The organism is Lentzea sp. NBRC 105346 (assembly GCF_030269605.1).
In the GTDB taxonomy this organism is placed as follows: domain Bacteria; phylum Actinomycetota; class Actinomycetes; order Mycobacteriales; family Pseudonocardiaceae; genus Lentzea.
The window spans coordinates 257,459-284,214 of record NZ_BSTQ01000013.1 but is presented as its reverse complement, the minus strand read 5'-3'; the positions used below and the strand labels follow the sequence as shown (position 1 = coordinate 284,214).

The following is a 26,756-nucleotide window of genomic DNA, read 5'->3' as shown; positions in this document are numbered from 1 at the left end:
TGCCGGCGGAGCCGGCCCACCACGCCGCGAGGGGCCCCAAGTCAAGCCCCAATCGCACGCGCGAAGCGCGTCCCGGAAGACGCAGCGCCCCACGACACCGGCAGCCGACAAAAGGCGACCACGCACGCAACCGGCAGCCGACAAAAGAACAACCACGTACGAAACCGGCAGCCAAGGTCTCCTTGTGAGCGCTCTCCCGTTGCGCTATACATCGGAGGTCTACCGCCGCCAGCTGGACACCTAGCTGGAGGTTGGCGTGCGCAAGGCCTTCATAGTGGCCGTTGTGATCGGGTTACTGGTACAACCCACGGCCCAGGCAACTCCACCGAACGCAGTGGCGAGAGCGAAGGCGATCGTCGCCCAGATGACGCTCGACGAGAAGATCGCCCAGCTGCACGGCATCAAGACCGAACAGCAGTACCGCGTAGTACCGGGCAACGACCGCCTGAAGATCCCGCCGCTACTGGTCACCAACGGCCCGTCCGGCGTGGGCCCAGGCGACGTAGTCCAGCCACTGGCCACGGCATTGCCCGCCCCAATCTCCCTAGCGGCAACGTGGGACGTCACAGCGTCCAAGCGCTTCGGCGACGTGATCGGCGAGGAGACGGTCCACGTAGGCCGCAACCTGATGGAAGCGCCAACGATCAACATCGCGCGCATCCCCACCAACGGCCGCACGTTCGAGGGCTACGGCGAAGACCCGTACCTCGTCGGCCGGATGAGCGTCGCCAACATCAAGGCGATCCAGAAGCACGGCGTCCTGGCCAACGTGAAGCACTACATCGCGAACAACCAGGAGACGAACCGCTTCAAGGTGAACGAGATCATCGACGAGCGCACGCTCCGCGAGATCTACCTCCCCGCGTTCGAAGCCTCCATGAAGGAGGGCAAGTCCGCCTCCGCCATGTGCGCCTTCCCGAAGATCAACGGCACGTTCAGCTGCGAACACCCGTGGCTGCTGAACGATCTCGCGCGGGACGAGTGGAAGTGGGACGGCTTCTACACCTCCGACTTCGGCGCCGTGCACAGCACCGTCGAGAGCTCGAAGGCCGGGCTGGACGTCGAGATGCCGACCGGCAAGTTCTTCGGCGACGAGATGAAGAAGGCGGTCGCCGAGGGCAAGGTCACCGAACAAGAGATCGACCGGAAGCTCGTCAAGCGGTTCGCCAAGATGATCGAGTTCGGCATCTTCGACCGGCCGATCACGCAGACGCCCATCCCCGCCCAGAAGAACGGCGCAACGGCACGAGAGCTCGCCCAGCAGGGCATGGTGCTGCTGAAGAACAACAACGTCCTGCCGCTCACCAACCCGAAGTCGATCGCGTTGATCGGCCCGTACGCGGGCGCGGCGATGACGGGAGGTGGCGGCAGCTCCAAGGTGAAGCCGCTCTACACCGTCAATCCGTTGGACGGCCTCAAAACCAGGACGACCGCCCCGATCTCGTACACCGACGGGAAGGACCTCGAACTGGCGAAGGAAGCGGCCAAGAACGCCGAAGTGGCGATCGTGATGGTCGGCGACAACGCGACCGAGGGCCGGGACAAGCCGTCACTCGCGTTGGACGGCAACCAGGACGCGCTGATCGAGGCCGTCGCCGCGGCGAACCCGAACACGGTCGTCGTGCTGAAGTCCGGCGGACCGGTGCTGATGCCGTGGCTGGACAAGGTGCCCGCATTGCTCGAGGCCTGGTACCCCGGCGAGGAGGACGGCAACGCCGTGGCCGGCGTGCTGTTCGGCGAGGTCAACCCGTCCGGCAAGCTGCCGATCACGTTCCCGAAGGCGCCCGGCGACGTGCCCGCGAACACGCCCGCGCAGTACCCCGGCATCGACGGCACGGCGACCTACTCCGAAGGGATCTTCGTCGGCTACCGGCACTACGACGCCAAGCAGATCCAGCCGTTGTTCCCCTTCGGGTACGGCCTGTCGTACACGACGTTCGAGACCAAGGCCCGCGTCGTCGGCAACACGGTGATCGCCCGAGTGACCAACACCGGCAAGCGCGAGGGCAGCGAGGTCGTCCAGGTCTACGTGGGCAGCCCGTCGACCAACGAGCTGAAGGAAGCCCCGAAGGAACTGGGTGCGTTCGCCAAGGTCACGCTGAAGCCCGGTGAGTGCAAGCTCGTCACGTTGACGCTGAACAACCGCGCGTTCAGCCACTGGGACATCGCAACTCACGGCTGGAAGATCACGCCGGGGCGGCACCAGATCACCGTCAACGGCAAGGTGATCGGGTCGGCCAGGCGTTAGAGGTCGCCGCGCAGCAGGGAGTCGATGTCCTCGGGCGGGCCGGGGCGGGCGAAGAACCAGCCCTGGCCCGTGTCGCAGCCGATGCGGTGCAACCGCTTGGCCTGCGCCGGGGTCTCGACTCCCTCGGCCGTGACGCCGAGCTGCAACGCGTGGGCGAGCTGCACCAGCGTCGCCACGATCTGCGAGTCGACCGGGTCTTCCTCCTCGGCCGCGCGCAGGCCCTCCATGAACGAGCCGGCGATCTTCAGCTCGTGCACCGGAAGGTGCTTCAGATACGCCAGGTTCGAGTAGCCGGTGCCGAAGTCGTCGATCGCGATCCGGATTCCCATGTCGGACAACGCCCGCAGCGATTCCAGCGGCTCGTCGGCGGTGCCCATGATGGCGCTCTCGGTGAGCTCCAGCTGGAGGTGGTGCGGGGGTAAAGCGCACTCGTCGAGGATCCGCTTCACGTCCCGCACGAGCTCCGGGTCGCGCGACTGCCGCACGGCCAGGTTGACCGACACGAACGGCGCGGCGTCGCCGAACTCGACCAGCCAGCGGCGCGCCTCCTCGCACGCCTTGCGCAGCACCCACCGTCCCAAGGGGACGATCAGGCCGGTCTCCTCGGCCAGCTCGATGAACCGGTCCGGCGCGAGCCGGCCGAACTCCGGGTGCTGCCAGCGGACCAGCGCCTCGACGCCGACGACCGTCGAATCCTCCAGGCGCACCAGGGGCTGGTACTCGACGTAGAACTCGTCGCGTTCCAAGGCACGCGGCATCGTGGCGGACAGGGTGAACCGGGCGACCTCGCGCGCGTTGCGCTCCGGGTCGTACAGCGCCCAGCGGGACTTTCCATCCGCCTTGGCCCAGTACAGCGTGATGTCCGCGTCCCGCATCAGGTCCGCGGCGGTGGTGCCGGCCAGCGGGCGCTCGACGATGCCGATCGACGCGGAGACGGACAGCTCGTGCCCGCCGATGCGGATCGGTGCCTCCATCTCGCGCAGCACCCGGTCGGCGACATCCACGATGTCGCCGGTGCCGGACGAGCCCTCGACGAGGATCACGAACTCGTCGCCGCCCATGCGCGCGACCAGCTTGCCCTCGCCGGACACCGAGTGGTCCAGCCTGCGGCCGACCTCGACCAGCAGCTGGTCGCCGATGTCGTGGCCGAGCGAGTCGTTGATCACCTTGAACCCGTCGAGGTCCAGGTAGCAGAGCCCGGCGCGGCGCTTCTTGCCGCGGTTGTTGAACACGCGGCCGAGCCGTTCCAGGAACAGCGCGCGGTTCGGCAGACCCGTCAGCGGGTCGTGCAACGCCTGATAGCGCAGACGGTTCTGCAACAGGTGCCGGTCGGTGACGTCCTCGATCATCGCGACCTGGTACTGCGGCTCGCCGTGGTCGTCGCGGACGAGCGACAACGTGAGGTGCGTCCACACCTGCTCGCCGTCCGCGCGGTGGAACCGCTTCTCGGCCCGGTAATGGTCGCACTCGCCCGCGATGAGCTGGTCGTAGAGCCGCCAGACGCTGCCCGCGTCCTCCGGGTGCATCAGGTCGCGCACGTTGTACTGGCGCATCTCCTCGACGCTGAAACCCAGCATGTCCTGCAGCGCCTGGTTCACGTCCAGGATGCGGCCCTCGATGTCCGCGATGCCGATGCCGATCGCGGCCTCGGTGAACATGGCGCGGAACCGGGCCTCCGACGCGCGCAGCGCCGCCTCGGCCTGGTCGCGGGCGTCGAGCACGGCCGCGCGGATGGCCTCCTGCTCGGCGAGGGTGCGTTCGCGCAACGCGCGGGCGTAGCCGGCGGAGAGCGCGCCCTGAAGGGCGGCTAGACGGGACCGGAGCCGGTCGTCGTTCTCCGCGTTCAGCTCGACCAGCAGGTCGTCGCCGATCAGCTGGATGGTGCGGCCGAGGGTGTCGGTGCCGGTGAAGTGCGCGTCGACCAGCCGGGCGCCGATCTCGTAGCCGGGCGCCGTGCGGAACGGGGTCGCGTAGAGGGCCTCGACCAGCAGCTCGGTCAGCTCCTGCAGGTGCTGCGCGACCTCGGCACGCGTCATCGGCACGTAGCTGCTGCCGATCACCGCGGTAGCCCAGCTACGCGCGAAGGACTCGGCCCCGGCCAGTACAGCCGGGTCCAGTTGGGATCGGTCGTCACGCACCCGGTGGTCAACCCGTTCGGTCATGTCGCTGGCCCTACCGCCACGAACGCGCAGCATACGGCTGGTCGCGCTGTGCGGTCGACTCTCACGCCTTTCTGCCCACCGCGCCGAACACCGGGAAGGGCGCGCCCGTGTCGTCGACGTCCTCCAGGGACTCCGGCCGCCACAGCGGAAGCCGCACCACACCGGGGTCGACGAGCTCCAGCCCGGCGAAGAGCCGGGTGAACTGTTCACGGTTGCGGTAGGTCATCGGGGTGACGTTCCGGTCGTACATGTTGCGGGTCGCGGTCCAGCCCTCGCCGTCCTCGCCCTCCTCGTAGCCCGCGTGCGAGATCGCGAGGTAGCTGCCGGACGGCAACGCGTCCAGGTAGGTCGCGAGGATGCCGAGCGGGTCGTCGGAGTCCGGCACGAAGTGCAGCAGCGCGATCATCAACACGCCGACCGGCCGCTCGAGGTCGAACAGGTCGGTCACCTCGGGCGACTTCATCACGTACGCGCCGTCCCGGACGTCGGCCTGCAGCACGCTGACCCGGTCGTTGCCGAGCAGCAGCGACCGGCTGTGCGCCACGGCGACGGGGTCGATGTCGACGTAGACGACCTTGGAGTCCGGGTCGCCGTCCTGGGCGATCTCGTGCACGTTGCCGACGGTCGGGATGCCCGAACCGAGGTCGAGGAACTGCCGGACGCCCTGTTCCAGCAGGAACCGGACGGCCCGGCGGAGGAACGCCCGGTGACTCACGATCACGCGCCGCAGGTCCGGCATGGTGTCGAGGGCCCGCTGTGCGACGGCCCGGTCGGCCGCGAAGTTGTGCGCTCCGCCCAACCAGTAGTCGTAGACCCGTGCGACACTCGGCCGCTCCAGGTCGATGTCACCCGGTGCCCAGTTCGGCCGCTCCACGCGCTCACCTCATCCACCGGCGGATTCTGTCGGGGAACATCATGGGCCAATTCTTCGGCCGCGCACACCACCTGCTTGGCAGAATGCGGTCCTCGTGAGGTTCCTCTGGATCATTGGTGCCATTGTCGTAGTCGTGGCGCTCGTCGCGCTGGTCGGCAAGCACCGGCGCAAACAAAGCCTGCTCATTCCGACACTACTCGGTTCCATCGGAATGTTCCTGCTGGTCGGAGGCTTCCTCCTGGCGCTGGAGCCGGCCACGCCGAAGAACGAGGCGATCAAGACCGGCGGGTTCGCGGGCGGTGCGGTCGTCGCCCTCTACGCCCTTTGGCTGAACGACCGGCGGCGCCGGACGGACGAGGCACGTGCGGAACATGACCTCTACCGGGTGGCCGACGAACGGTTCGCGCGCGCCATCGAGCTGCTGGGGCACGAGACGACCCAGGTCCGCGTGGGCGCCATGCACGCGCTCGCCGGCCTCGCCAAGTCGCGGGCCGGGTACACGCAGACCGTGCTCGACATCCTCTGCGCCTACCTGCGGCGGCCCTACACCGAGCGGTCGGACGAGGAGCTCGAGGTGCGCCTGACCGCACAGCGGCTGATCGCGGACCTGCTGCCGCCCTGGGACGCGAAGGACGCGCCACGGTACGACCTGAACCTCACCAAGGCGTACCTGAACTACTTCGACATCTCGTACAAGCAGGTCGGCGAACTCTTCGCGCGGGTCGCGGTGCTCGACGAGTCGAACGCGTTCCACCACATGAAGATTCACGGTGACATGTACTGGACGGAGGCCAAGGCGACGGGCCGGCTCTACTTCCAGGAGACCGAGGTGCACGGCAAGACGTGGTTCCCGCGGTTCGCCTCGACCGGCCGGGCGGTGTTCACCGGTGCGAAGTTCCTCGGTGAGACCAAGTTCGAGGGCGCGTCGTTCGGCGAGGCCGTCGACCTGCCCGAGGGGGTGTCATGCGCTGGCTGATCGCGGTGCTGTTCGCGGTCGTCGTGACGATCGGGACCGGCACGGGAATACTGTTGTGGGACAAGGGCGCCAGCAAGATCGAGGTGATCAAGACCGCGGGCGTCGCCGGCGGCGCCGTGGTGGCGATCTACGCGTTGTGGCTCAACGACCGGCGCCGCCGCCTCGAGGAGGCGCGGCACGACCTGGAGAGCGTGCGGCACGGCCTGGAGAGCGAGAAGGTCGCCGACGAGCGGTTCGCCCGCTCCGTCGAGCTGCTGGGCAACGAGGCCGACCAGGTGCGGGTGGGCGCGATGCACGCGCTGGCGTGGCTCGCGAACTCCACGCCGCGCTACAAGCAGACCGTGCTGGACGTGCTGTGCGCCTACCTGCGCCGCCCGTTCTGGCATCCCGTGTACGCACACGGCTCCGACCCCGACCGCCATCACGACGGCAACGTGCACGAGGAGGACCACGAGCGTCAGGTGCGGCTCACCGCCCAACGCCTGATCACCGACCTGCTGCCGTGGGGCGACGACCGGCACGACGGGCCCGCGTACGACCTGGACCTCAGCGGCGCGTCGCTGGAGTACCTCCGGCTGGAGGGCAGGCGGATCGGCTGGCTGACCGCGCGGCGCGCGCAGTTCTACGGCTACAGCCGGTTCCGCGAGCTGCACACGTGCCGGCCCGCGCTGTTCTCCGGCGCCACGTTCCACGGCCGCCTGCAGCTCGGGAAGGCCGAGCTGATGGGCGGGGTGTCGTTCCAGGAGGTCACGTTCGGGCGCGAGGCCGAGTGGAACGGCGCGAAGGTCGGCACGTTCCTGCATCCGAGCGACGAGCCGCCCGCCGAGCAGATCGGCGAGCTGGAGATCCTGCCGGACACGGACTTCCGCCGGGATGTGACCGGCTGGGCGCTAACCGGCAGCACGGATCCGGCCGGACTTGGCTTCAAGAACTATGTCCACAAGAGTGGTGGCGGCCGCGCTGACGGTATTGCTCGTGACGACGACGGTCTCCGCGACGGGTACCTCCCCACGGAGACCGATGAAGTGGGCGCGGGTGGGCTTGACCGCAAACGACTGTGGGACAAGGGCGACGCCAAGTCCGAAGCCGACGAAGTCCAGCAGTGAGTGCACGTCGTTGACCTCGACCGCGACGTGCCGCTCGACGCCGGCCTTGGCGAGGGTCCGGTCGACCTCGTCGCGCGTGCCCCAGTCCGGGTTGAAGTCCACGAAGGACTGACCGGCGAGCTCGGCTAGTGACACCGACTCCCGTTGCGCGAATGGACTTTCCGGCGCGCAGGCGAGGACCAGCGGTTCGGTGGCCAAAGTGGACACTCGCACGTCGTCCGGACACTTCGACTGCCGGGTGACGAACGCGATGTCGAGCCGTCCGGCGCGCACCTCCTCGACCAGTTCTCCGGAACCGGCCTGGCGCATGCGGATCTCGACACCGGGGTGCAGCTCGTGGAACCGGGCCAGCACCGCGGGCAGGTGCACCACGTGCAGGCACTGCAGGCTGCCGACGGACAGCGTGCCGCGCAGCAGTCCCTGCACGGCCGCGACCGCGTCGCGGGCCGACTCGATGGTGCCGAGCGCGCGGCGCGCCTCGGGCAGCAGGGCGTGCCCGGCCTGGGTCAGCTCGACCTGGCGGGTGGTGCGCAGGAACAGCGGCGCGCCCAGCTCCACCTCGAGCGCCCGGATCGACGCCGACAGGCCGGACTGCGCGACGTGCATCCGCCGGGCCGCCCGCGTGAAGTGGCACTCCTCGGCGACCGCGACGAAGTATTCGAGCTGACGCAGTTCCACATTCATCACCTGCAATGCTCAATGGCATCAGTTCTTTGCGTTGGACAGCTTAATCGCGAGGGCGCAGAGTGGACACCATGCAGAAGCGCCGAATCGGAGGGGTCGAGGTCAGCGCGATCGGACTGGGCGGCATGCCCGTGTCCATCGAGGGCAGGCCCGACCGGCAGCAGGCAATCGAGACCATCAACGCGGCCGTCGACGCCGGCGTCACGCTGATCGACACGGCCGACGCGTACTCGCTGGACGACCGGGACTTCGGCCACAACGAGGAGCTGATCGCCGAGGCGTTGCGCGGCCGATCCGAAGAGGTCTTCGTCGCGACCAAGGGCGGGCACACCCGCACGCCGGGCGGCGGCTGGGGCCTGGACGGACGGCCGGAGTACCTGTTCCGGGCGTGCGACGACTCGCTGCGCCGGCTCGGCGTGGACCAGATCTTCCTGTACCAGTTCCACCGGCCGGACCCGAAGGTGCCGATCGCCGAGTCGTTCGGGGCGCTCAAGGAGCTGCTGGACCAGGGCAAGATCCGCTTCGCGGGCATCTCCAACTTCAACCCCGAGGAGATCCTGCTGGCCAACGACATCCTCGGCGGCCGGCTCGCGGCGGTGCAGAACCAGTTCTCGCCGTCGTTCCGTTCCTCAGAGCCCGAACTGGAGCTGTGCGCGAAGCTCGACATCGCGTTCCTGCCGTGGAGTCCGCTCGGCGGCATCTCCAGCGCGGGCCGGCTCGCCGGTCCGTTCAAGGAGGTCGGCGACGCGCACGGCGTGAGCCCGCAGCAGGTGTGCCTGGCGTGGATGCTCGCGAAGGCGCCCGTGGTGATCCCCATTCCGGGGTCTTCGCGCCCGGCCAGCATCCGCGATTCGGCCGCGGCCACCCACCTAAAGTTGTCCGAAGAGGAGCTAACCCGCCTGGACGGGTGAGTCCAGTGGCCGATTGAGACGAACGGACGCACGATCTAGGCCATGCGGACCTTGATCACTGCCGTCGCGGTCGTCGCGGCCATGCAGACACCCGCATCCGCGGAGCCCCTTCCCGAGGGCTCCGCGGATCATTACGCCGGTTCGGAGATCGCGAAGCACGAGGGCTGGGACCGTGCCGACGTCGATCCGCCGTTGGACGGCAAGGTGCCCGGCATGGACGTGTCGAGTCACCAGAAGGACGTGAACTGGCAGGACTCCTGGAACAAGGGCGCGCGGTTCGCCTACATCAAGGCCACCGAGGGCGTGACGTACAAGAACCCGTTCTTCGCCCAGCAGTACAACGGTTCCTACGAGGTCGGCATGATCCGCGGCGCCTACCACTTCGCGCTGCCCGACCGGGCCGACGGCGTCGCGCAGGCCAACCACTTCGTGGACAACGGCGGCGGCTGGTCGGCCGACGGCAAGACGCTGCCGCCCGCGCTGGACATGGAGTACAACCCGTACGGCGAGACCTGCTACGGGATGAACCAGGAGCTGATGACCAAGTGGGTCGTCGAGTTCAGCAACCGCGTGTTCGAGCGGACCAAGCGCTATCCGATGATCTACACGTCCACCAGCTGGTGGAACAAGTGCGTCGGCGGGTCCGTGAAGTTCGGCGACAACAACCCGTTGTGGGTCGCGCGGTACGGCGACCACCTCGACCATCCGGGCGCGCTGCCCGCGGGCTTCGAGTTCCACACCATCTGGCAGTGGAAGGCCGCCGGACTCTTCCCCGGTGACCAGAACATCTTCAACGGCAAGGCGGACCAGCTGCTGCGCATCGCCACGGGTTAGTGCCGTTATGGCCACCTTGACGGACTTGAGGTCCGTCAAGGTGGCCATAACGGTATTAGTCGAACAGGGCTGGGAGGGTGCCCTCCCAGGCCGCGCGGAGCTCGGCGAGCGGCAGCTGGCCGAGGTCCTGGATCTCCAGCGAGTCCGACTCCGGATCGACCACGCCGACCTTGCGCCACGGCAGCTGACGCGCCGTGCACATGTCGGTGAAGCGCTGCTCCTCCGTACGCGGCACGGCGACGAGCACCCGGCCCGACGACTCGCTGAACAGCTCGGTGAACAGGTCGCCCTCGAGGAAGATCCGCGCGCCGGTCTCGCCGATCAGGCAGGTCTCCACGAGCGCCTGCGCCAGGCCGCCCTCGGACAGGTCGTGCGCGGCGGACAGCATGCCGTCGCGCGAACCGGCCACGAGGATCTCGCCGAGCAGCTTCTCCCTCGCCAGGTCCACCTTCGGCGGGAGACCACCGAGGTGACCGTGCACGTGGTGCGCCCACTCGGAGCCGCCGAACTCGGCGTGCGTCTCACCCAGCAGCAGCAGGGTTTCGCCCGCCTCGGCGCCGATACCCGTCGGGATGCGCCTGCGGACGTCGTCGATCACGCCGAGCACACCCACGACCGGCGTCGGCAGGATCGCCGTGGAACCGGTCTGGTTGTAGAAGCTGACGTTGCCGCCGGTCACCGGGATGCCCAGCTCGACACAGCCGTCCGCGAGGCCCTTCACGGCCTGCTCGAACTGCCACATCACGCCGGGATCCTCGGGCGAGCCGAAGTTGAGGCAGTTCGTCACCGCGACCGGCGTCGCACCACTCGCGGCTACGTTGCGGTACGCCTCGGCCAGCGCCAGCTGCGCACCCGTGTACGGGTCCAGCTTGGTGTAGCGGCCGTTGCAGTCCGTCGAGAGCGCCACCCCGCGGTGGGTCCTCTCGTCGATCCGGATCATGCCCGCGTCGGCCGGCTGCGCGAGCACCGTGCCACCGCGCACATAGCGGTCGTACTGCTCGGTGACCCACTTCTTCGACGACAGGTTCGGGCTGGCAGCCATGGTCTTGATGAGCTGCAGCAGGTCCTTCGGGCGTTCCAGGCTGTCCGGCGTGTTGGCGATGAGCGCGTCCTGGTCCGCGGGCCGCTCGATCGGCCGGTGGTAGACCGGGCCCTCGTGCGCGACGGTGCGCGGCGGGACGTCCACGACGACCTCGTCGTGCCACGTGATCACGAGCCGGTCGCCCTCGGTCACCTCACCGATCTCGGTGGCGATGACGTCCCACTTGCGGCAGACCTCCATGAAGGCCTCCACGTTGTGCGGCTCGACGACCGCGCACATGCGTTCCTGCGACTCGCTGGACAGGATCTCCGCGGGCGTCATGCCGCTGGCGCGCAGCGGAACCCGGTCGAGCCACACGTGCATGCCGCCGTCGCCCGCACTCGCGAGCTCACTGGTGGCACAGGAAAGCCCGGCGCCGCCGAGGTCCTGGATGCCGACGACGATGCCCTTCTGGAAGAGCTCCAGCGAGCACTCGATCAGCACCTTCTCGGTGAACGGGTCGCCCACCTGCACGCTCGGCAGCTTCTTGCGCTTGCCGGCGGTGTCGTCGAACGTCTCGCTCGCGAGAACGGACACGCCGCCGATGCCGTCGAGGCCGGTGCGCGCGCCGTAGAGGATGACCTTGTTGCCGGTACCACTCGCGTGTGCGAGGTGCAGGTCCTCGACCCGCATCGCACCGACGCACAGGGCGTTCACCAGCGGGTTGCCGATGTAGGTCGGATCGAACACGACCTCACCGCCGATGTTCGGCAGCCCCAGGCAGTTCCCGTACCCACCGACGCCGGCGACGATGCCGGGCAACACACGTCGCGTGTCCGGCGCGTCCGCGGGCCCGAACCGCAGCGGGTCCATGACGGCGAGCGGCCGAGCGCCCATCGCGAGGATGTCGCGCACGATGCCGCCGACGCCCGTCGCGGCACCCTGGTAGGGCTCCACATAGGACGGATGGTTGTGGCTCTCCGCCTTGAACGTGATGGCCCAGCCGTCACCGATGTCGACGACGCCCGCGTTCTCGCCGATGCCGGCGAGCATCTTCGCGCGCATCTCGTCGGTGGTCGTCTCGCTGAAGTACTTGAGGTGCACCTTCGACGACTTGTAGGAGCAGTGCTCGCTCCACATGACCGAGTACATCGCGAGCTCGGCGTCCGTGGGACGGCGTCCGAGGATCTCCTTGATGCGCGCGTACTCGTCGTCCTTGAGGCCCAGCTCCTTGTACGGCTGGTCCTGCTCCGGTGTGCTTTCGGCGTTCTTGACGGTGTCGATGCTCATGCCTTCACCACCGAGTCAACGAGGGAGAGGAACATGCCGAGCCCGTCGTCCGTCGGGCCGGTGAGGGCCTCGATGGCGTGCTCGGGGTGCGGCATGAGGCCGACGACGTTGCCCTTGGCGTTCGTGATGCCCGCGATGTTGTTTCGGCTGCCGTTCGGGTTCTCGCCGACGTACCGGAAGACGACTCGTCCGTTGTCTTCGAGTTCCTTCAGCGTGTTCTCGTCGGCCTGGTAGCCGCCCTCACCGGACTTGAGCGGGACGAGGATCTCGGCTTGTTTTTCGTAGCGAGTGGTCCACGCGGTCTGGTTGTTCTCGACGCTGAGCCACTGGTCGCGGCACACGAAGTGCAGCTTGTGGTTGCGCGTCAGGGCGCCGGGCAGCAGGTGCGCCTCGCAGAGGATCTGGAAGCCGTTGCAGATGCCCAGCACCGGCATGCCCTTGTTCGCGGCCTCGACCACTTCCTGCATGACGGGCGCGAACCGGGCGATCGCGCCACACCGCAGGTAGTCGCCGTACGAGAACCCGCCGGGCACGATCACGGCGTCCACACCCTTGAGGTCGTGGTCCGCGTGCCACAACGGCACGGCCTCGCCCTCGGCGTACTTCACGGCACGCTGCGCGTCAACGTCGTCGAGAGTGCCGGGGAAGGTGATGACACCGACCCTCATGCTTCGACCCTGCGCACGGTCCAGTCCTCGATCACGGGATTGGCGAGGAACGTTTCGGCGATCTTGGCGAGCGTGGCGTCGTCGACGTCGTCGGCGACCTCCAGCTCGAAGTGCTTGCCCTGGCGGACTTCGGCGATTCCCTCGAAACCGAGGCGGGGCAGCGCGTTCGCCACCGCCTGGCCTTGGGGGTCGAGAATCTCGGGCTTCGGCATGACGTCGACGACGACTCGGGCCACGACAGGCTGCTCCCTGTATCGGAGAGGGCTGGCGGTACCCGCAGAGCCTACCTGACCTGCTTGTTCATCAACTCGACAGGTGTTGCGGGCAACAGTTTCACCCCTTTGTGGATCGCCGGGTTGTCGCGGGATTTGGTAGCCTGGTCGCAGCTTCGGCCCGTAAGCCGGAGAAGTGAGCACGGTCCCCGTCCGGACGGTCGGCGGCCGTGCTTCGCGCTTTCTACGGCTCCCTCAGGTCGATGACGTTGCGCACGGTCGGCTTGATCCGTCGCAGCCAATCGTCGCCCGCGCCGTAGCACCAGGCCACGATGTCCGGGATCCACAGCAGCGGATCGTTCTCGCTGGCGAGGTGCTCGTAGACGAGGCCGGTCTCCCGGGCGCGCTTACCCAGCGCGAGCCGAATCGTCAGCTGGTCATGCTCATCACGCACCTCACGGCTGTCCATCACCAACCGATGAGCGCGGACGTCCAGCAGGTCATCGGTGAGCCGGGTGACGCACCTCTGCCGGGCCTTCTCCTCGCCGCGCCGGCAGCACGCCACGTACAGGTCGGTCCGGACATCGGCGTCGATGAGCCGAGAGACGATCAACCTCCGCCGCGCGGGAGTCTCCTTCTTGAAGTGCAGCTCTCGCTGGTTCGGCATGCGGAGCCCCATGAGGAGCTTCCGCAAGTGGCTCAACTGGCGAGGTTCGACCAGCGCCGCAGCCAGCAGATAGGTGCTGTTGCGGCGGGACTCGTCGACGAACGCGTGCAGACTCACGAATCGTCCATCGACCGGACCCGAACGACCCTAGAGTGAAACCGCCCGGTCGTGGTGTTCGTCAAGCCCAGTTGTTCCGCTGGCAGCGATTCCACTGGCAGCCGGGCCGACTCGGGGGGAGTGTGGAGATCATGAAGATCCTGGTGCTCGGTGGCACGTTGTTCCTCAGCAGGACGGTGGCCAAAGAGGCCCTGTCCCGCGGCCACGAGGTGCTGTGCGCGGCCCGCGGCGAGTCCGGCCGGGCACCCAGGGGCGCGACCCTGGTGCCGACCGACCGGGACCGCCCGAACGCCTACGACCAGCTGAAACAAGAACACTTCGACGCCGTGGTGGACGTGGCGCGAACATCGGTGACGTGGGCGCGGGAAGCCGTTCGGCAGATCAGAGCCGACCACTGGACGTTCGTCTCCAGCTGCTCGGTCTACAAGGACCTCTCGCGGGCGGGCAGGCACGAGACCTTCGAGCCGCTGGAGGACGACCCCAACGCCGAGTTCACCAGCGAGCGGTACGGCGCGCAGAAGGTGGCCGCCGAGAACGCGGTCAAAGAGGTACACGAGAACGCGTTCATCGTCCGGGCCGGGCTGATCACCGGGCCGGGTGACCCGTCGGACCGCTTCGGGTACTGGCCGGCCCGCATGTCGCAGGGCGGGCAGGTCGTCGTGCCGGACGCCGTCGACCAGGCCGGGCAGCACATCGACGTGCGCGACCTCGCCAGCTGGATCATGGACGCGGCGGAGCTGCACCTGAGCGGCACTTACGACGCGATCGGACCGAGCGAGCCGCTCGGGATGATGCTCGGCGAGATCGCCGGGGCCACGGCGGCGCCGGGCACCGAGCTCGTGCGCATTCCGGAGAACATGCTCAGCGAGCTCAACGTGACGCCGTGGAGCGGGCCGCGCAGCCTGCCGTTGTGGTTGCCGCCGAGCCACCGGGCGATGATGTTCCGCGACGCCGGGCCCGCGCTCGCGGCCGGGTTGAAGACCAGGCCGTTGGCCGAGACCGCGGTCGACTCGCTCGAGTACGAACGCGGCCTCGGCATCGATCGGCACCGCAAGGCCGGGCTGACCCCGCGGGAGGAGCAGGAAGTGCTTACCGCCGCTGGTTGATCAGAGCAGCGAACCGATCTGCGCTGCCACCAGGTCGATGCGGACGCCCTGGTTCGGGCAGCCGCCGAAGTGGTGCAGGCCGATCACCTTGTGCGACACGCCGGACAGCACCGGCGAGCCTGACGAGCCGCCCTCCGTGTCGCACATGTACGAGATGTCGGACTGCGCCACGTTGCCGTTGACCTTCACCGCGCGCACGACGCAGTTGGCGGTGCCGTCCTTCAGGGAGATCTTCTTCAGCTTCCCTGCGGGATGGCCGACGACGTACATCCGCTCACCGACCGCGGGCACCCGCGCGTCCAGCTCGAGGTAGCCGAACGAGCTGATGGCCGTGAAGTTGTTCACGGTGAACAGCGTGTAGTCCAACGGCCGGTCGGTCTTGAGCACCGATGCCGCCAGCACCTTGGTGACCGGGGCGGACGTGGTGCCGCCGCAGGTCGGGCACTGGTAGTTGAACCACACCTCGATGCCGGTGGTGCTGGTGAAGCAGTGGTTGTTGGTCAGCATCCGGTTGTTCGGGCCGACCCGCCACGAGGTGCACAGCGAGCTGCCGTTGCGCAGCAGCTTGGCCACCGCGCCGCTGCGCTTGAACTCCGTCGGGTTGCTGGTCTGGTAGCAGGTCGCGTCCTTGTAGTCGTTCGTGCCGCAGATGCTCTGGGTCGACGGCCGCGCGGCGAACTCCGCGTCCGTGAACCCGCGAGTGATCTTGTCGGCGCGAACGCGGCTGAACATCGACTTCACCGTGATCACCGCGGTGGAGCCGGTGATCGACATGGCCCAGAAGCCGGTCTCGTCGATCGTCGCCGTGAGGGACGACTTCAGGTCCCGCGTGTAGGTGTACGACTCGGTCCCCGCAGGGTTGGAGACCGTGAGCACGTCGCCCTTCATCAGCCGGACGTCGGTGAAGTGGACCTTCACGTAGCCGGAGCCGGCACGGTCGATGGTGGTGGTCCGCGTCTTGCCGCCCACGTGAACGGAAACCGATTCCTCGGTGCCGATCTGCTCGGATTGCGGCGCCTGGAGTGCGGTCGGTGTAGAAGTGGATGTTGTTGTTGGGATGGCCAAAGCCAGGGCTACGAGGAGTTGCAGGGTTCTCCACATACCCCTCGATACTTCTCACGTCACACGATCGTGTCTGCCGCCGAAAGTCGGTAATGGAGGAATCCATGCGAGTTGTCCATTTTGGTCACGCTTGCGTGCTGCTGGACACCGGATCAACCCGCCTGTTGATCGATCCGGGCATCTTCTCCGCCGGGTTCGAGGAGGTCACCGACCTGGACGCGGTGCTGATCACGCACCAGCACTTCGACCACCTGGATCTCGACAAGCTGCCGGCGTTGCTCAAGAGAAACCCCAAGGCGCAGTTGATCACCGATTCCGGGTCGGCGGCGCAGGTCGAGAACGCGCGCGTGGCGACGCCGGGTGAGGTGATCAAGATCGGTGGCGCGTCGGTGCGGGTCGTCGGCGGCGAGCACGCGGTGATCCACCGCGACATCCCGATCGTGCCGAACACGGGGTACGTGATCGACGACGGCGCGTTCTACCACCCCGGCGACTCGCTGTTCGTGCCCGACGAGGACGTCGACGTACTGGGCCTGCCGACCGGCGCGCCGTGGCTCAAGCTCGGCGAGGCGGTCGACTTCCTGCGCGAGATCGCGCCGCGGGTCGCCGTGCCGATCCACGAGAAGGTGCTGGCCATGCCGCAGATGGCCTACACCCAGTTCGAGAACCTCAGGCCGGACGGGACGACCGTCACGCTGCTGCCGCCCGGCGAGGAGACGGAAGTCTGACGTAGGTCGTGGGCTGGGCGCCGTGCTGCAGTGCGACGTCCACGGCGTCGAGCACGGCCTGGCGCGGCCCGACCCGGTCGAGGTCGGCGGCGTCGACGGCGATGCGGACGAGCCCGCCCCGCCGGGCCGTGCGCGCGGCGGAGTAGACGAGCGCGAAGCAGCGCAGCGACTCGACCCGCTCCCCGAGCGCGTGGACGCGGCCCGCCTGCGCGGTGCCGGTGCGCAGGTCGCGCACTGCGACGGCGTCCGCGCAGAGGCTGAACCGGTGCCTGCGCAACGCGGCGAGCGTGCCGGGCGAGGCGATGCTGCGCTTCGGCGCGAAGCAGTCGGCGTCGAGGCCGAGCACCTCCATCGCGCGCCGCGCGCCGGTCAGCAGCAGCCCGGCCTCGTGGGCGGGCAGCCTGCGATGACCGAGCCCGTGCAGCACGAGCGCGTCGCCGTCACCGGTCCGCGTTCTGACCCAGTCCTGCGCACCGCCGAGCTCGCGCGGTGCCACGAGCAGGGACAACGGCACGTGCCGCCGATCGAGTTCGGCGGCGAGCTCCGCGCACCGGTCCGTCGTTCTGGTGCCGATGCCGGAGAGGGAGACCACCAGCTGTGAGCGCACCTCATCAGTGCGCCATGCCCGGATGGCCGTGACGTGACAGCCCGACGAACTCAGCCGAGCCAGTCGGCGAAGGACCGACCGGTAATCAGCTCGTAGGCCTCGACGTACCGCTTGCGCGTCGCCTCGACGACGTCGTCCGGCAGCGGCGGCGGGGTGCCCTGGCGGTCCCAGTTGGCCGTCAGCCAGTCACGCACGAACTGCTTGTCGAACGACGGCTGCACGCGGCCGGGCGCGTAGCCCTCGGCCGGCCAGTACCGCGACGAGTCCGGCGTGAACACCTCGTCCGCGAGCACCAGGTTGCCCTGCTCGTCGTGCCCGAACTCGAACTTCGTGTCGGCGAGGATGACGCCCCTCGACCTCGCGTACTCCCGCGCCTGCCGGTACAGCTCGACCGTGCGGTCGCGGAGCTCTTCGGCCAGCTCCTGGCCGTGCTTGGCGACGATGACGTCGAAACTGACGTTCTCGTCGTGCGCCCCGATCTCGGCCTTCGTCGCGGGCGTGAAGATCGGCTCGGCCAGCTCGTCGGCCTCCCGCAGGCCCGCGGGCAGCTCGACGCCGCACACCGCGCCGGTCGCCTGGTAGTCCTTGAGCCCCGAGCCGGTCAGATAACCGCGCGCCACGCACTCGACGTCGATCATCTTCAGCTTGCGGACGAGGAGGGCGCGCCCCTTGACCTCGGCGGGAATGCGCGAGTCGTCGTGGGCGACGAGGTGGTTCGGCTGGAAGCGCTCGAACCAGAACACGCTCATCGCGGTGAGGATGCGCCCCTTGTCCGGGATCGGGGTGCTCAGCACGTAGTCGTAGGCCGAGATCCGGTCGGACGCGACGAACAGCAACAGCTCGTCGTCCACTTCGTACAGGTCACGGACCTTGCCGCGAGCGATGTGCTGGTAGTCAGCGAGCGTCGACACGCGCTGAGCCTACTCTGCGTGTTCGTCGCTTCTGCGAACCGCGCACTGGCCTTACAGTGCAACCCGTGCTCACCCGAAAGGCGCTGTGGATTCCGGCCGCCGCCAGCGGCCTCCTCCTCGTCGTGCTGGCCGTGACCGGCTGGAGCGGCGGCGCCGACACCGCGTCCCCGGCTTCGGCCTCGGTCGTGCCGTCCACCAGGCCGTCGCAGGTCAGCCTGGCTCCGCCGGCGGTGGCCGAGATCTCGGTCAAGACGACGACCACCACCTCGTTACCGCCGACCACCACCACGACGACCTCGGTCGCGAAGCCGCCGCCTCAGCAGGTGCGGCCGCCCGTGCAGCCGACGACCGTGTCCGAGACGCCCGACCGGGGGCTTTTCGTGGTCGAAGGGGCGCCGTGCAAGCCCGAGGGAGCGATCGGCGTGAGCCCCCGCGGGGAGCCGCTCGTCTGCCGGAAGAACGACTCCACCAACAGGCTCCGGTGGACCAAGGCCTGAGCCGCCTCAGGACCCGCCGATGATCGGGTCCGCCCACTCGTCCACGTCGACCTTGTCGCCGACCGCCAGCTCACCGGTCCGCAGCACGGCCGCCTTCATGCCGAACGCCACCCCGCCCTCGGGATGCCGCCGGTAGGAGGCGAGCGTCCGCGTCGGCTCGGGCCCGTCCTTCAGCCCGGTCTCCTGGTCCACGGTCGGCACCGCGCACCGGATGCAGTCCTTCGCATACCCGAGCTCGACGCTGCCGATCGTCAGCCGCCGCACCCGGTCCTCGGTGTGCGCCTCCGGCCAGCCGGACACGACGATGTTCGGCCGGAACCGGTCCATCGGCACCGGCTGCCCGCCGCGGGAGGCGATCCGCTCGTTCAGTCCGTCCAAAGAGGACAGCGACGTGACGAGGATCGCGTGGCCGTCGGCGAAACCCACCGGCCCCGGCGTCAGGCCGGACCCGATCCGCGACTGCTCCGGCGGCACGCTCGTCAGCCGGCAGGCGACCCCGAGCGTGTCGGAGAAGAACGTGGCCGCCGCATCCCCCTGGTCCACGCCGTAGCCCGACCACCCGTGCACGGTCACCGGGATCCGCGGCCCGTCGTGGTCGATCGACGTCGAGAACCCGTCGACCGACAGCACCGAGCCGTCCAGCCGCGGCCGCAGCGCCGCCATCCGCGGCTCCCGCCGCTGGCTGAGGAACGTCCCCGTCGCGGCCTCCACCAGCATCAGCATGCGGTCGCCGCGCAGTCCGGTCTCGTCGACGAACGACGACGAGACGGGCACGCCACCGAGACCCTTGACCGGGTAGTGGATCAGCGAGTGGACCTTCACAGGATGGGCTCCGGCGCGTATCCGGCCGCGGCCGGGTACTTGGCCAGCACGTCCTCGACCTGAGCCACGACCGACGCCACCTGGTCGGAGGCCACGCCGGTGAACGACAGCCGGTCGGCGAGCAGCGCGTCCAGCGCCGGGCGGTCCAGCGGCAGGCGCGAGTCGGCGGCGAGCCGCGCGAGCAGGTCGTTCTCCGCCAGGCCGTCCTCGCGCATGGCCAGCGCGACCGCGACGGCGTTCTCCTTGATCGCCTCGTGCGCGGTCTCCCGGCCGACACCGGCGCGGACGGCGGCCATCAGCACCTTGGTCGTCGCCAGGAACGGCAGGTAGCGGTCCAGTTCACGCGCGACGACGGCCGGGTACGCGCCGAACTCGTCGAGCACGGTCAGCAGCGTCTCCAGCAGGCCGTCGAACGCGAAGAAGGCGTCCGGCAGCGCGACGCGGCGCACCACCGAGCACGACACGTCGCCCTCGTTCCACTGGTCGCCCGCCAGCTCGCCGACCATCGACAGGTAGCCGCGCAGGATCACCGCGAAGCCGTTGACCCGCTCGCACGACCGCGTGTTCATCTTGTGCGGCATCGCCGACGACCCGACCTGGCCCGGCTTGAAGCCCTCGGTGACCAGCTCGTGGCCCGCCATCAGCCGGATGGTCTTCGCCAGCGACGACGGCGCCGCGGCCAGCTGGACCAGGCACGACAGCACGTCGAAGTCCAGCGAGCGCGGATACACCTGGCCGACGCTGGTGAGCACCCGCGAGAACCCGAGGTGACCGGCGACCGCCTGCTCCAGCGTCTCCAGCTCCTCGCGCGACCCGAGCAGGTCGAGCATGTCCTGCGCGGTACCGACCGGCCCCTTGATGCCGCGCAACGGGTAGCGCGCGATCAGCTCGTCGAGCCGGCGGAACGCCACCAGCAGCTCGTCGGCGGCCGACGCGAAGCGCTTGCCCAGCGTGGTGGCCTGCGCGGCGACGTTGTGGGAACGACCGGCCAGCACCAGGTCGCTGTGCTCGGCGGCCAGCCGGGCGAGCCGGGCCAGCACGGCCGCGGTCTTGCCGCGCACGCACTCGAGCGAGCGCAGGATCTGCAGTTGCTCGACGTTCTCGGTCAGATCGCGCGAGGTCATGCCCTTGTGCACGTGCTCGTGACCGGCGAGCGCGTTGAACTCCTCGATGCGCGCCTTCACGTCGTGCCGCGTGATCCGTTCGCGGGCGGCGATCGACTCGAGGTCGACCTGCTCCAGCACGCGCGCGTAGTCGTCCAGCGCCGCGCTGGGCACGTCGAGACCCGCGGAGACCTGCGCGCGGAGCACGGCCAGCCACAGCTGGCGCTCCAGGACGATCTTGTGCTCGGCCGACCACAGGGTCACGAGATCGGTCGAGGCGTAGCGGTTGGCCAGTACGTTCGCGATGCGGGGCTTGCTCACGCGGCCAGACTAGTCCCAGGTGATGAGGGGGTCTGTCGCCAGCTGACGCAGCCCATCAGGGCCGATGGGCACGGTCTGGCGCAGACCGCTGCCGTTCGTCGGGTTGTGTGAGAACGAGTACAGCGTGACCGTCATCCCGTCCTTGCGGATGTGCGTCACCGCGACCGTGGTCAGCTCGGAGCCCTCCCTCACCTCGCTGATCACGACCTTGGTGCCGTCCGGCTGGTCCTCCTGCTGGCACAGCTGACCGCCCGCGCAGACGTCCGGCGCCCTGCCGGTGGAGTCGGCGACCACGAGCTGGATCGCGGTCGGGCCGATGCCATCCTCGAAGCCGATGTAGGCCGTCACCTTGCCGTTCGCCTTCGGCTGCGTCGTCGGCGCGTTCTGCTTCGTCGTCGGCGCGTTCGGCTTGTCGAAGATGGACGGCCGCTCCGGGACCACCGAGATGCCCCTCGCGCTGGGCAGGACGTGCGGCAACCGGTCGGCCACCCGCTGGCTGAGCCGGCGGGAGCGCCTGGTGTCCGGGTCGGTGGGTTCGGCGCTGGAGGTCGGCGCCTTGGCGACGTTCACCCCTGGGTTGTCCGAGTTGGACCTGATCAGAAAGGTGGGCAGCGCGAACGCCGACACCACCACCAGCGCGGTGCCGACCCCCACGCTGACCAGGGCGCGCCGGCGGCTGCGCACCTTCTCGGCCTTCGCGATCAGCTGGTCGGGGTCGAAGTCGAGCGGCGGCTCGTCCCAGACTGCGACCCGCATGCCTTCCCGGATGTCCTGCTCACTCATGACGCGACCCTCCCCGCGGTGCTGCTGTCCAGCTTCTCGACGGCGGCGCGCAGCGCGGCGAGCCCGCGTGCCGTCTGGCTCTTGACCGTGCCCTCGCTGCAGCCCATGGCGACGGCGACCTCGGCGACCGACAGGTCCTCGAAGTACCTCAGCACGAGCACGGCACGTTGTCTGGGAGGTACCTGCAGCAACGCTGTGTGTACCAGCTCACGCGCCCACAGGCGGCTGCTGGTGAGGTCCGGATCGGCCGTCGCGTCGGCGTGGTCGGGCAGCTCTCCGTCATGCTGCTCGGCGCGGCGCCACGGCCTGCGCTTCTCGTCCAGCCAGGTCCGCAGCAGCACCTTGCGGGCGTACGCGTTCACGTTGTCCATGCCGTGCACCCGTCGCCAGGCCAGGTACATCTTCATCAGGCTGGCCTGCATCAGGTCCTCGGCGGTGTGCCAGTCGCCACAGAAGAGGTAAGCCGTACGCCGGAGCGCGGCCGCATGGGACGTCGCGAACTCACGAAAGCCCTGCTCGTCCGCCTTGCGCATGCATGCCCCTTCCACGCTTCCACAGGGGGAAACGCACCGGAGGGACGTGGGGTTGCATCAGTCCTTACGGGACAGTGCGGTGCGCAACATCCGGTCGGCCACGCCGCGCGGGTCCGAGTCGACCTCGATCAACGCGTTCACCACCGCGCCGTCGACCAGCGCGATCAGCTCCTCGATCCGTTCCTCGGCGAGGCTGCGACCGGACCGCGTGAAGATCTCGTTGATCAGCTCGCGGAGCTCACCACCCAGCGTGCGCATGAGCGGACGCAGGTAGGGACGACGACCGGTCGCGACGAGCCGCTCATAACGCAGCACCACGGCCTCGGCGTCGGTGCTGCGGCCGAGCAGCAGGTCGAGGATCAGGCCGGCGAGCACCTCGTCGTCGTTCAGGCGGTCGGCGACCTCGGTGAGCCGCTGCACGCCCCACGCCAGTTCCTGACGTGCGTGGAACTCCGTGGCGGCGACGATCAGGTCGTCGAGCGAGTCGAAGTAGTAGGTGGTGGAGGCCAGCGGCAACCCGGCGCGTTCGGCGACGGCGCGGTGCCGGACCGCGTCGAACCCGCCGTCGGCGAGCAGCTCCGCGGCGGCCTCGACGAGCGCCTGCCTGCGGCGCTCGCCCTTCGGAGTGGCTGCGGTCATGGTCGAGCCAGAGTAGTGCCCCGGCCGGGCGTCAGAACTGCCCCTGCAGATCGGAGGCGATCTGCTGCACCCGATCGGCCGCCGGACCGTCCGCCGGTTCGACGAAGACGTGCAGCGTCTGCTTGCTCGCCGTCTGCACCTGCGTGAACTTCGTGTTCGCCAGGAACTGCATGGCGGCACCGGGCGGGGTCACGATCGCGGAGACCCGCTGACCCTCCACCACGAACGTCGCCGCCCGCGAGCCCTCCGGGCAGCCGATGTCGACCGGAACGGCCTCCTGGCCAGTGGGAACCGAAAGCTCGGCGGCGAGGGCGTCGGCGAGCTTCCGGTCCACTGCGCCGCACCCCTGCGGTGCGGACTTGGTGTCGGCCTCTGTTTCAGGGCCGACGGTCCCAGGTGACGAATCCCCCTGCGTAGACCCGCCACTGGGAACACTCTGCATGCCGAATGAGCCGTCACGAGGGTCGGCCGGCGCCTTCATGGCGGTGGCCTCACCCTGTGCAGCACTTGTATTAGCGGAGTCGCCCTTCGGAATCAATGACGTGGCGAGAACCGTCCCGCCGAGTCCGAGAACGACGACCATCGTGGTCCCGACCGCGAACTGGGTGCGGCGGCGCGTGGTGAGGCGACGGGACGCCGACCGGACGTCCCCTTCGTCGAAGGACGCCGGTGGCGCGTCGCGCACCGCGTCGCGGAACAGCTCCGCGAGCTTGTGCTCGTCCACCTAGCTACACCTCTCGCTCATGACGCCGGCCGCAGATCGTCGATGGCGTCACCCAAAGCTTCCCTCAGCGCTTCCAGTCCTCGTGCGGTCTGACTTTTCACAGTTCCTTCCGAGCACCCGAGCACCTCCGCCGCCGTGGCGACGTCGAGGCCCTCGAGGAACCTCAGCACGAGCACCGCCCGTTGCCGGGGAGGTACCCGCCGCAAGCCCTTCATGAGCGTGTCGCGCGTCGCCACCGCGTCGCCGACCTCACCGTCGGAGGAGGGCGTCTCGGGGATCTCGTCCACGAAACGCTCCCGCCGCCAGGGACGCCGGGACTCGTCGATCACCGCGCGCACCAGCGTCCTGCGGACGTAGGCGTCCAGGGCCTGTTTGTCCCGGATCTTGCGCCACTTCCGGTGCACCGCGACGAACGCGGTCTGCGCGAAGTCGTCCGCCCGGTGCCAGTCACCACACAGCAGGTATGCCGTTCGGCGCACGGCCTCCCGGCGAGCCACGAAGTACTCCGCGAACTCCTGCTCGTCGCGCTGATCCACGCGGACTCTCTCCGCTCCTCGTGCTTGCACTTACCGGACGGTGCATCGGCCACCAACGGTTGCATGAACCATCAGAGAGAGCTACATCACCCCATCGGTCGTGAGGCGAGTGTGATGTGATCGAAGCTGTGTTCCCCATCGACCTGCGGTCCGACACCGTCACCGAACCGGACGAGGAGATGCGGCGGGCCATGGCCGCCGCGGAGGTCGCGGACGACGTCCTCGGGCACGACCCGACCATGTTGGCCCTGGAAGAGCGGGTCGCGGCCCTGTTGGGTGTCGAGGCGGCGCTGTGGGTGCCGTCCGGCTCGATGGGCAACCTCATCGCGTTGACGCTGCACCTCTCGCGCGGCGACCGCTTCCTCGCCTCGCCCGGTGCGCACGTGCTGGACGCCGAGCTCGGCACCGCCGCGTGGATCGCGGGCGGGATGCCTCACGCTCTGGACTTGACGCCCGCTTCCATCCGTTCGTCGGCCGGTGGTGAGACGCCTTATTACGGGCTGCGGACGACGTTGTTGTGCCTGGAGAACACGCACAACGCCTCGGGTGGCACCGTCACGCCGCCGGATGAGCACGCATCGCTGGTGGCCGCCGCTGCCGATGTCGGTCTTCGGGTGCATCTGGACGGGGCCCGGCTGTGGAACGCCTCGGTGGCACTGGACGTGCCGCCGGCGGCGCTGACCGTGGGCTGCGACACCGTGCAGGTGTGTTTGTCGAAGGGCCTGGGCGCACCGGTCGGGTCCGTCGTGGCGGGGTCGTCGTCGTTCGTGACCGAGGCGCGGCGGGTGCGCAAGATGCTCGGTGGCGGGGTGCGCCAGGGTGGCGTGCTCGCGGCCGCGGGCCTGGTCGCGCTGGACCGGATCCCTTCGTTGGCTCTGGACCATGATCATGCTCGGGCGCTGGCCGAGGGCCTGCGGTCGCTGGGGTGGGACGTGGCCGAACCGGCGACGAACATCGTGCTGGCGTCGGTACCCGATCTGGCGGTGACGCTGCACGGCCTGGAGCACCTGGGGGTGCTGGCGTCGCCGATGGCGGGGAAGGTGCGGTTCGTGACGCATCGGGACGTGGACGCGTCCGATGTGAAGGAAGTGCTTCGTCGGATCGGGGAGGTCAGCTGACGTGCGCTGGATCGTGTTCGACTACGGCGAGGTGATCAGCCGTTACACCACGGCGTTGCCTCAGCTGGCGTCGATGTACGGGGTTTCTCTGCCGGAGTTCGAGTCTGCCTACTGGCCCGCGCGGGACCCGTACGACCGCGGACAGTCCGATGTGGACTACTGGCAGGAGATCGGCTCACGGCTGGGGGTTTCGGTTTCCGCTTCGCTCGCGTCGGAGTTGACGTCCGTGGACATCGACGGGTGGCTGCAGGTGTCGCCGTCCGTGGTGTCGCTGCTCGCCGATCTGGATGGTGCGGGCGTGCCGCTGGCGTTGCTTTCGAACGCGCCTTCGTCGTTCGCACGGGTGGCGTCGCGGCAGCCGTGGACCAAGCACTTCCGGCACCTGGTGTTCTCCGGCGACCTCGGGTTCGCCAAGCCGGATTCGCTCATGTGGGAGCACCTGGTGTCCGTGATCGGCACGTCCGACCTGGTGTTCTACGACGATCGGGAGACGAACGTGTCAGGCGCTCGGGCGTTCGGCCTGGACGCCCGGCTGTGGCGCAGCGGTCTTGAGCTCGGCGCGGAGTTCCGCGACCTCGGCGCGTAGCTTCCGGAGCTCGGCCGAGAGCTCTTGCTCCGCCTCCTCGACGCCCTTCAGCTTCTCGACCAGCCAGCTGGCGATGGTGCCGGTGATGACACCGAGAAGCGCGATGCCGCCGACCATGAGGAGTGCGGCGACCAGCCTGCCCTCGGTGGTGACGGGGTATCGGTCGCCGTAGCCGACCGTGGACATGGTGGTGATCGTCCACCAGAGGGCGTCGGGGAACGTCGTGATGCTCGCGTTCTCCGCATGGCGTTCGGCGTCGAGCACGGCGAGGCTGGCGCAAAGAGAGACCAGGAACGTGACGCCGGCGACGTAGACGCTGACCCGCTGGCGAATCTTGCCCTGGAACTGTTTGTTGAGGACCTTGAGCACGGTGACCAGCCGCAGGACGCGCAGCTGGCGGACCATGGGCAGCAGAACGGCCAGCAGGTCGAACACGTGCTGGATGACGAATCGCTTCTTGTTCGTGGCGAGCTTGAAGCGGGTGATGTAGTCGACGGCGAACACCGCCCACACGGCCCACAGCACGAACTCGAGCACGGCGTGCAGGTTCCTCGTGGACTTGTCGTCGAGCACCTGCCACGCGTAGGCGATCAGGAAGACGACGGCCAGCACCGTCATCGGCCAGTCGGCCCTGGCTTCCCATCTGGCGAGTCTCGCCTCGTCGGACTGCAGCACCGCTACATGGTGAGCGCGTTCCGCGCGTTATGCCACTACTTCCGGCTCTTGATCGCCCCGTACGCCGCCGTGCCCGCGACGAGGACGCCACCGATGATCGCGAGCCAGAACAGGCCCTTCACCACGGCGCCCACGACCGTGAGCACGAGCCAGATCGCAACCAGCCAGCCGATGATCGCCCACATGGCGTTCGCCCCTCGTCCAAAATTGTCAGACCCTCTCGGTACAACAGTGC

The 26,756-nt window shown here is 68.7% G+C and carries 28 protein-coding genes; 9 read left to right on the top strand and 19 right to left on the bottom strand.

Features of this window, described 5'->3' with window-relative positions; genetic code table 11:
• Window positions 1-334: 334 nt before the first annotated feature.
• Window positions 335-2,248, top strand: a complete 1,914-nt coding sequence (locus tag QSK35_RS27220; RefSeq protein ID WP_285750352.1) for a beta-glucosidase — start codon at window positions 335-337, stop codon at window positions 2,246-2,248.
• Here the strand turns inward: QSK35_RS27220 and QSK35_RS27215 are convergent.
• Together QSK35_RS27215 and QSK35_RS27210 are read right to left on the bottom strand one after the other, a co-directional pair.
• On the bottom strand, window positions 2,245-4,410 hold the full coding sequence (locus tag QSK35_RS27215) for a putative bifunctional diguanylate cyclase/phosphodiesterase (RefSeq protein WP_285750351.1): 2,166 nt from the start codon (window positions 4,408-4,410) through the stop codon (window positions 2,245-2,247). The genes QSK35_RS27220 and QSK35_RS27215 overlap by 4 nt on opposite strands.
• 61 nt (window positions 4,411-4,471) lie before the next feature.
• Window positions 4,472-5,284, bottom strand: coding sequence for an SAM-dependent methyltransferase (locus tag QSK35_RS27210; protein ID WP_285750350.1), 813 nt, complete (start codon window positions 5,282-5,284; stop codon window positions 4,472-4,474).
• A 94-nt stretch (window positions 5,285-5,378) separates the two neighbouring features.
• Between QSK35_RS27210 and QSK35_RS27205 the strand changes: the two genes are divergently transcribed.
• Entirely contained in the window at window positions 5,379-6,260 is an 882-nt protein-coding gene (locus tag QSK35_RS27205) for a hypothetical protein (protein ID WP_285750349.1), read from the top strand.
• An 890-nt stretch (window positions 6,261-7,150) separates the two neighbouring features.
• On the opposite strand, the gene QSK35_RS27195 is transcribed toward QSK35_RS27205, so the two are convergent.
• Window positions 7,151-8,044: a LysR family transcriptional regulator gene (locus tag QSK35_RS27195; protein WP_285750348.1), complete on the bottom strand. Its 894-nt coding sequence runs from the start codon at window positions 8,042-8,044 to the stop codon at window positions 7,151-7,153.
• Between the two features lie 77 nt (window positions 8,045-8,121).
• Between QSK35_RS27195 and QSK35_RS27190 the strand changes: the two genes are divergently transcribed.
• Together QSK35_RS27190 and QSK35_RS27185 are read left to right on the top strand one after the other, a co-directional pair.
• A complete protein-coding gene (locus tag QSK35_RS27190; RefSeq protein ID WP_285750347.1) occupies window positions 8,122-8,961 on the top strand; it encodes an aldo/keto reductase in 840 nt (279 codons plus the stop codon).
• A 42-nt stretch (window positions 8,962-9,003) separates the two neighbouring features.
• Complete coding sequence (locus QSK35_RS27185) at window positions 9,004-9,795, top strand: lysozyme (RefSeq protein ID WP_285750346.1); 792 nt, start codon at window positions 9,004-9,006, stop codon at window positions 9,793-9,795.
• A 55-nt stretch (window positions 9,796-9,850) separates the two neighbouring features.
• On the opposite strand, the gene purL is transcribed toward QSK35_RS27185, so the two are convergent.
• The 4 genes from purL to QSK35_RS27165 form a co-directional block, all read right to left on the bottom strand.
• The gene (gene purL, locus QSK35_RS27180; protein ID WP_285750345.1) at window positions 9,851-12,106 is read right to left on the bottom strand and encodes a phosphoribosylformylglycinamidine synthase subunit PurL; all 2,256 of its coding nucleotides are present in this window, start codon (window positions 12,104-12,106) and stop codon (window positions 9,851-9,853) included.
• Entirely contained in the window at window positions 12,103-12,774 is a 672-nt protein-coding gene (purQ, locus tag QSK35_RS27175) for a phosphoribosylformylglycinamidine synthase subunit PurQ (RefSeq protein WP_285750344.1), read from the bottom strand. The genes purL and purQ overlap by 4 nt, the downstream gene beginning before the upstream one ends.
• Complete coding sequence (gene purS / locus QSK35_RS27170) at window positions 12,771-13,010, bottom strand: phosphoribosylformylglycinamidine synthase subunit PurS (protein WP_285750343.1); 240 nt, start codon at window positions 13,008-13,010, stop codon at window positions 12,771-12,773. Before purS ends, purQ begins: the two co-directional genes overlap by 4 nt.
• A gap of 220 nt (window positions 13,011-13,230) precedes the next feature.
• Window positions 13,231-13,770, bottom strand: a complete 540-nt coding sequence (locus QSK35_RS27165; RefSeq protein WP_285750342.1) for a hypothetical protein — start codon at window positions 13,768-13,770, stop codon at window positions 13,231-13,233.
• 131 nt (window positions 13,771-13,901) lie between these two features.
• On the opposite strand from QSK35_RS27165, the gene QSK35_RS27160 reads away from it, so the two are divergent.
• Window positions 13,902-14,876, top strand: a complete 975-nt coding sequence (locus QSK35_RS27160) for an NAD-dependent epimerase/dehydratase family protein (protein ID WP_285750340.1) — start codon at window positions 13,902-13,904, stop codon at window positions 14,874-14,876.
• On the opposite strand, the gene QSK35_RS27155 is transcribed toward QSK35_RS27160, so the two are convergent.
• The gene (locus QSK35_RS27155; RefSeq protein ID WP_285750339.1) at window positions 14,877-15,977 is read right to left on the bottom strand and encodes a trypsin-like serine peptidase; all 1,101 of its coding nucleotides are present in this window, start codon (window positions 15,975-15,977) and stop codon (window positions 14,877-14,879) included. It abuts the gene before it with no gap.
• A 65-nt stretch (window positions 15,978-16,042) separates the two neighbouring features.
• Here QSK35_RS27155 and QSK35_RS27150 point away from each other — a divergent pair, with 65 nt between their 5' ends.
• Window positions 16,043-16,666: an MBL fold metallo-hydrolase gene (locus tag QSK35_RS27150; RefSeq protein WP_285750338.1), complete on the top strand. Its 624-nt coding sequence runs from the start codon at window positions 16,043-16,045 to the stop codon at window positions 16,664-16,666.
• On the opposite strand, the gene QSK35_RS27145 is transcribed toward QSK35_RS27150, so the two are convergent.
• Complete coding sequence (locus QSK35_RS27145) at window positions 16,629-17,273, bottom strand: DUF2334 domain-containing protein (protein ID WP_285750337.1); 645 nt, start codon at window positions 17,271-17,273, stop codon at window positions 16,629-16,631. The two genes, QSK35_RS27150 and QSK35_RS27145, sit on opposite strands and share 38 nt — an antisense overlap.
• Before the next feature lie 50 nt (window positions 17,274-17,323).
• Entirely contained in the window at window positions 17,324-18,184 is an 861-nt protein-coding gene (locus QSK35_RS27140) for a phosphoribosylaminoimidazolesuccinocarboxamide synthase (RefSeq protein WP_285750336.1), read from the bottom strand.
• Between the two features lie 65 nt (window positions 18,185-18,249).
• Between QSK35_RS27140 and QSK35_RS27135 the strand changes: the two genes are divergently transcribed.
• Window positions 18,250-18,681, top strand: coding sequence for a hypothetical protein (locus QSK35_RS27135; RefSeq protein WP_285750335.1), 432 nt, complete (start codon window positions 18,250-18,252; stop codon window positions 18,679-18,681).
• Window positions 18,682-18,687: 6 nt separating this feature from the next.
• On the opposite strand, the gene QSK35_RS27130 is transcribed toward QSK35_RS27135, so the two are convergent.
• The 7 genes from QSK35_RS27130 to QSK35_RS27100 are packed head-to-tail and all read right to left on the bottom strand — an operon-like array spanning window position 18,688 to window position 24,142.
• Window positions 18,688-19,503, bottom strand: coding sequence for an MOSC domain-containing protein (locus QSK35_RS27130; RefSeq protein ID WP_285750334.1), 816 nt, complete (start codon window positions 19,501-19,503; stop codon window positions 18,688-18,690).
• A complete protein-coding gene (purB, locus tag QSK35_RS27125) occupies window positions 19,500-20,927 on the bottom strand; it encodes an adenylosuccinate lyase (protein WP_285750333.1) in 1,428 nt (475 codons plus the stop codon). Before purB ends, QSK35_RS27130 begins: the two co-directional genes overlap by 4 nt.
• A gap of 9 nt (window positions 20,928-20,936) precedes the next feature.
• Complete coding sequence (locus tag QSK35_RS27120) at window positions 20,937-21,710, bottom strand: hypothetical protein (protein WP_285750332.1); 774 nt, start codon at window positions 21,708-21,710, stop codon at window positions 20,937-20,939.
• Complete coding sequence (locus QSK35_RS27115) at window positions 21,707-22,243, bottom strand: RNA polymerase sigma factor (protein ID WP_285750331.1); 537 nt, start codon at window positions 22,241-22,243, stop codon at window positions 21,707-21,709. The genes QSK35_RS27120 and QSK35_RS27115 overlap by 4 nt, the downstream gene beginning before the upstream one ends.
• Before the next feature lie 57 nt (window positions 22,244-22,300).
• Window positions 22,301-22,882, bottom strand: a complete 582-nt coding sequence (locus QSK35_RS27110) for a TetR/AcrR family transcriptional regulator (RefSeq protein WP_285750330.1) — start codon at window positions 22,880-22,882, stop codon at window positions 22,301-22,303.
• 31 nt (window positions 22,883-22,913) lie between these two features.
• Entirely contained in the window at window positions 22,914-23,606 is a 693-nt protein-coding gene (locus QSK35_RS27105; RefSeq protein WP_285750329.1) for a hypothetical protein, read from the bottom strand.
• Between the two features lie 17 nt (window positions 23,607-23,623).
• Window positions 23,624-24,142, bottom strand: coding sequence for a SigE family RNA polymerase sigma factor (locus QSK35_RS27100; protein WP_285750328.1), 519 nt, complete (start codon window positions 24,140-24,142; stop codon window positions 23,624-23,626).
• A 119-nt stretch (window positions 24,143-24,261) separates the two neighbouring features.
• Between QSK35_RS27100 and QSK35_RS27095 the strand changes: the two genes are divergently transcribed.
• Together QSK35_RS27095 and QSK35_RS27090 are read left to right on the top strand one after the other, a co-directional pair.
• Window positions 24,262-25,260, top strand: a complete 999-nt coding sequence (locus tag QSK35_RS27095; RefSeq protein WP_285750368.1) for a threonine aldolase family protein — start codon at window positions 24,262-24,264, stop codon at window positions 25,258-25,260.
• 1 nt (window position 25,261) lies between these two features.
• Window positions 25,262-25,846 (top strand): HAD-IA family hydrolase, encoded by a 585-nt coding sequence (locus tag QSK35_RS27090; protein ID WP_285750327.1) that lies wholly within the window; start codon window positions 25,262-25,264, stop codon window positions 25,844-25,846.
• Here QSK35_RS27090 and QSK35_RS27085 read toward each other — a convergent pair.
• Both QSK35_RS27085 and QSK35_RS27080 read right to left on the bottom strand, forming a co-directional pair.
• Window positions 25,760-26,521: a potassium channel family protein gene (locus QSK35_RS27085; protein ID WP_285750326.1), complete on the bottom strand. Its 762-nt coding sequence runs from the start codon at window positions 26,519-26,521 to the stop codon at window positions 25,760-25,762. The genes QSK35_RS27090 and QSK35_RS27085 overlap by 87 nt on opposite strands.
• 35 nt (window positions 26,522-26,556) lie before the next feature.
• Entirely contained in the window at window positions 26,557-26,706 is a 150-nt protein-coding gene (locus QSK35_RS27080) for a hypothetical protein (RefSeq protein ID WP_285750325.1), read from the bottom strand.
• Window positions 26,707-26,756: the final 50 nt, after the last annotated feature.

Coding starts and splice junctions, on each gene's coding strand:
- QSK35_RS27150 (WP_285750338.1), top strand. CDS start 16,043: ATGCGAGTTGTCCATTTTGGTCACGCTTGCGTGCTGCTGGACACCGGA.
- QSK35_RS27190 (WP_285750347.1), top strand. CDS start 8,122: ATGCAGAAGCGCCGAATCGGAGGGGTCGAGGTCAGCGCGATCGGACTG.
- QSK35_RS27185 (WP_285750346.1), top strand. CDS start 9,004: ATGCGGACCTTGATCACTGCCGTCGCGGTCGTCGCGGCCATGCAGACA.
- QSK35_RS27080 (WP_285750325.1), bottom strand. CDS start 26,706: ATGTGGGCGATCATCGGCTGGCTGGTTGCGATCTGGCTCGTGCTCACG.
- QSK35_RS27160 (WP_285750340.1), top strand. CDS start 13,902: ATGAAGATCCTGGTGCTCGGTGGCACGTTGTTCCTCAGCAGGACGGTG.
- QSK35_RS27120 (WP_285750332.1), bottom strand. CDS start 21,710: ATGAGTGAGCAGGACATCCGGGAAGGCATGCGGGTCGCAGTCTGGGAC.
- purQ (WP_285750344.1), bottom strand. CDS start 12,774: ATGAGGGTCGGTGTCATCACCTTCCCCGGCACTCTCGACGACGTTGAC.
- purL (WP_285750345.1), bottom strand. CDS start 12,106: ATGAGCATCGACACCGTCAAGAACGCCGAAAGCACACCGGAGCAGGAC.
- QSK35_RS27155 (WP_285750339.1), bottom strand. CDS start 15,977: ATGTGGAGAACCCTGCAACTCCTCGTAGCCCTGGCTTTGGCCATCCCA.
- QSK35_RS27215 (WP_285750351.1), bottom strand. CDS start 4,410: ATGACCGAACGGGTTGACCACCGGGTGCGTGACGACCGATCCCAACTG.
- QSK35_RS27110 (WP_285750330.1), bottom strand. CDS start 22,882: ATGACCGCAGCCACTCCGAAGGGCGAGCGCCGCAGGCAGGCGCTCGTC.
- QSK35_RS27115 (WP_285750331.1), bottom strand. CDS start 22,243: ATGCGCAAGGCGGACGAGCAGGGCTTTCGTGAGTTCGCGACGTCCCAT.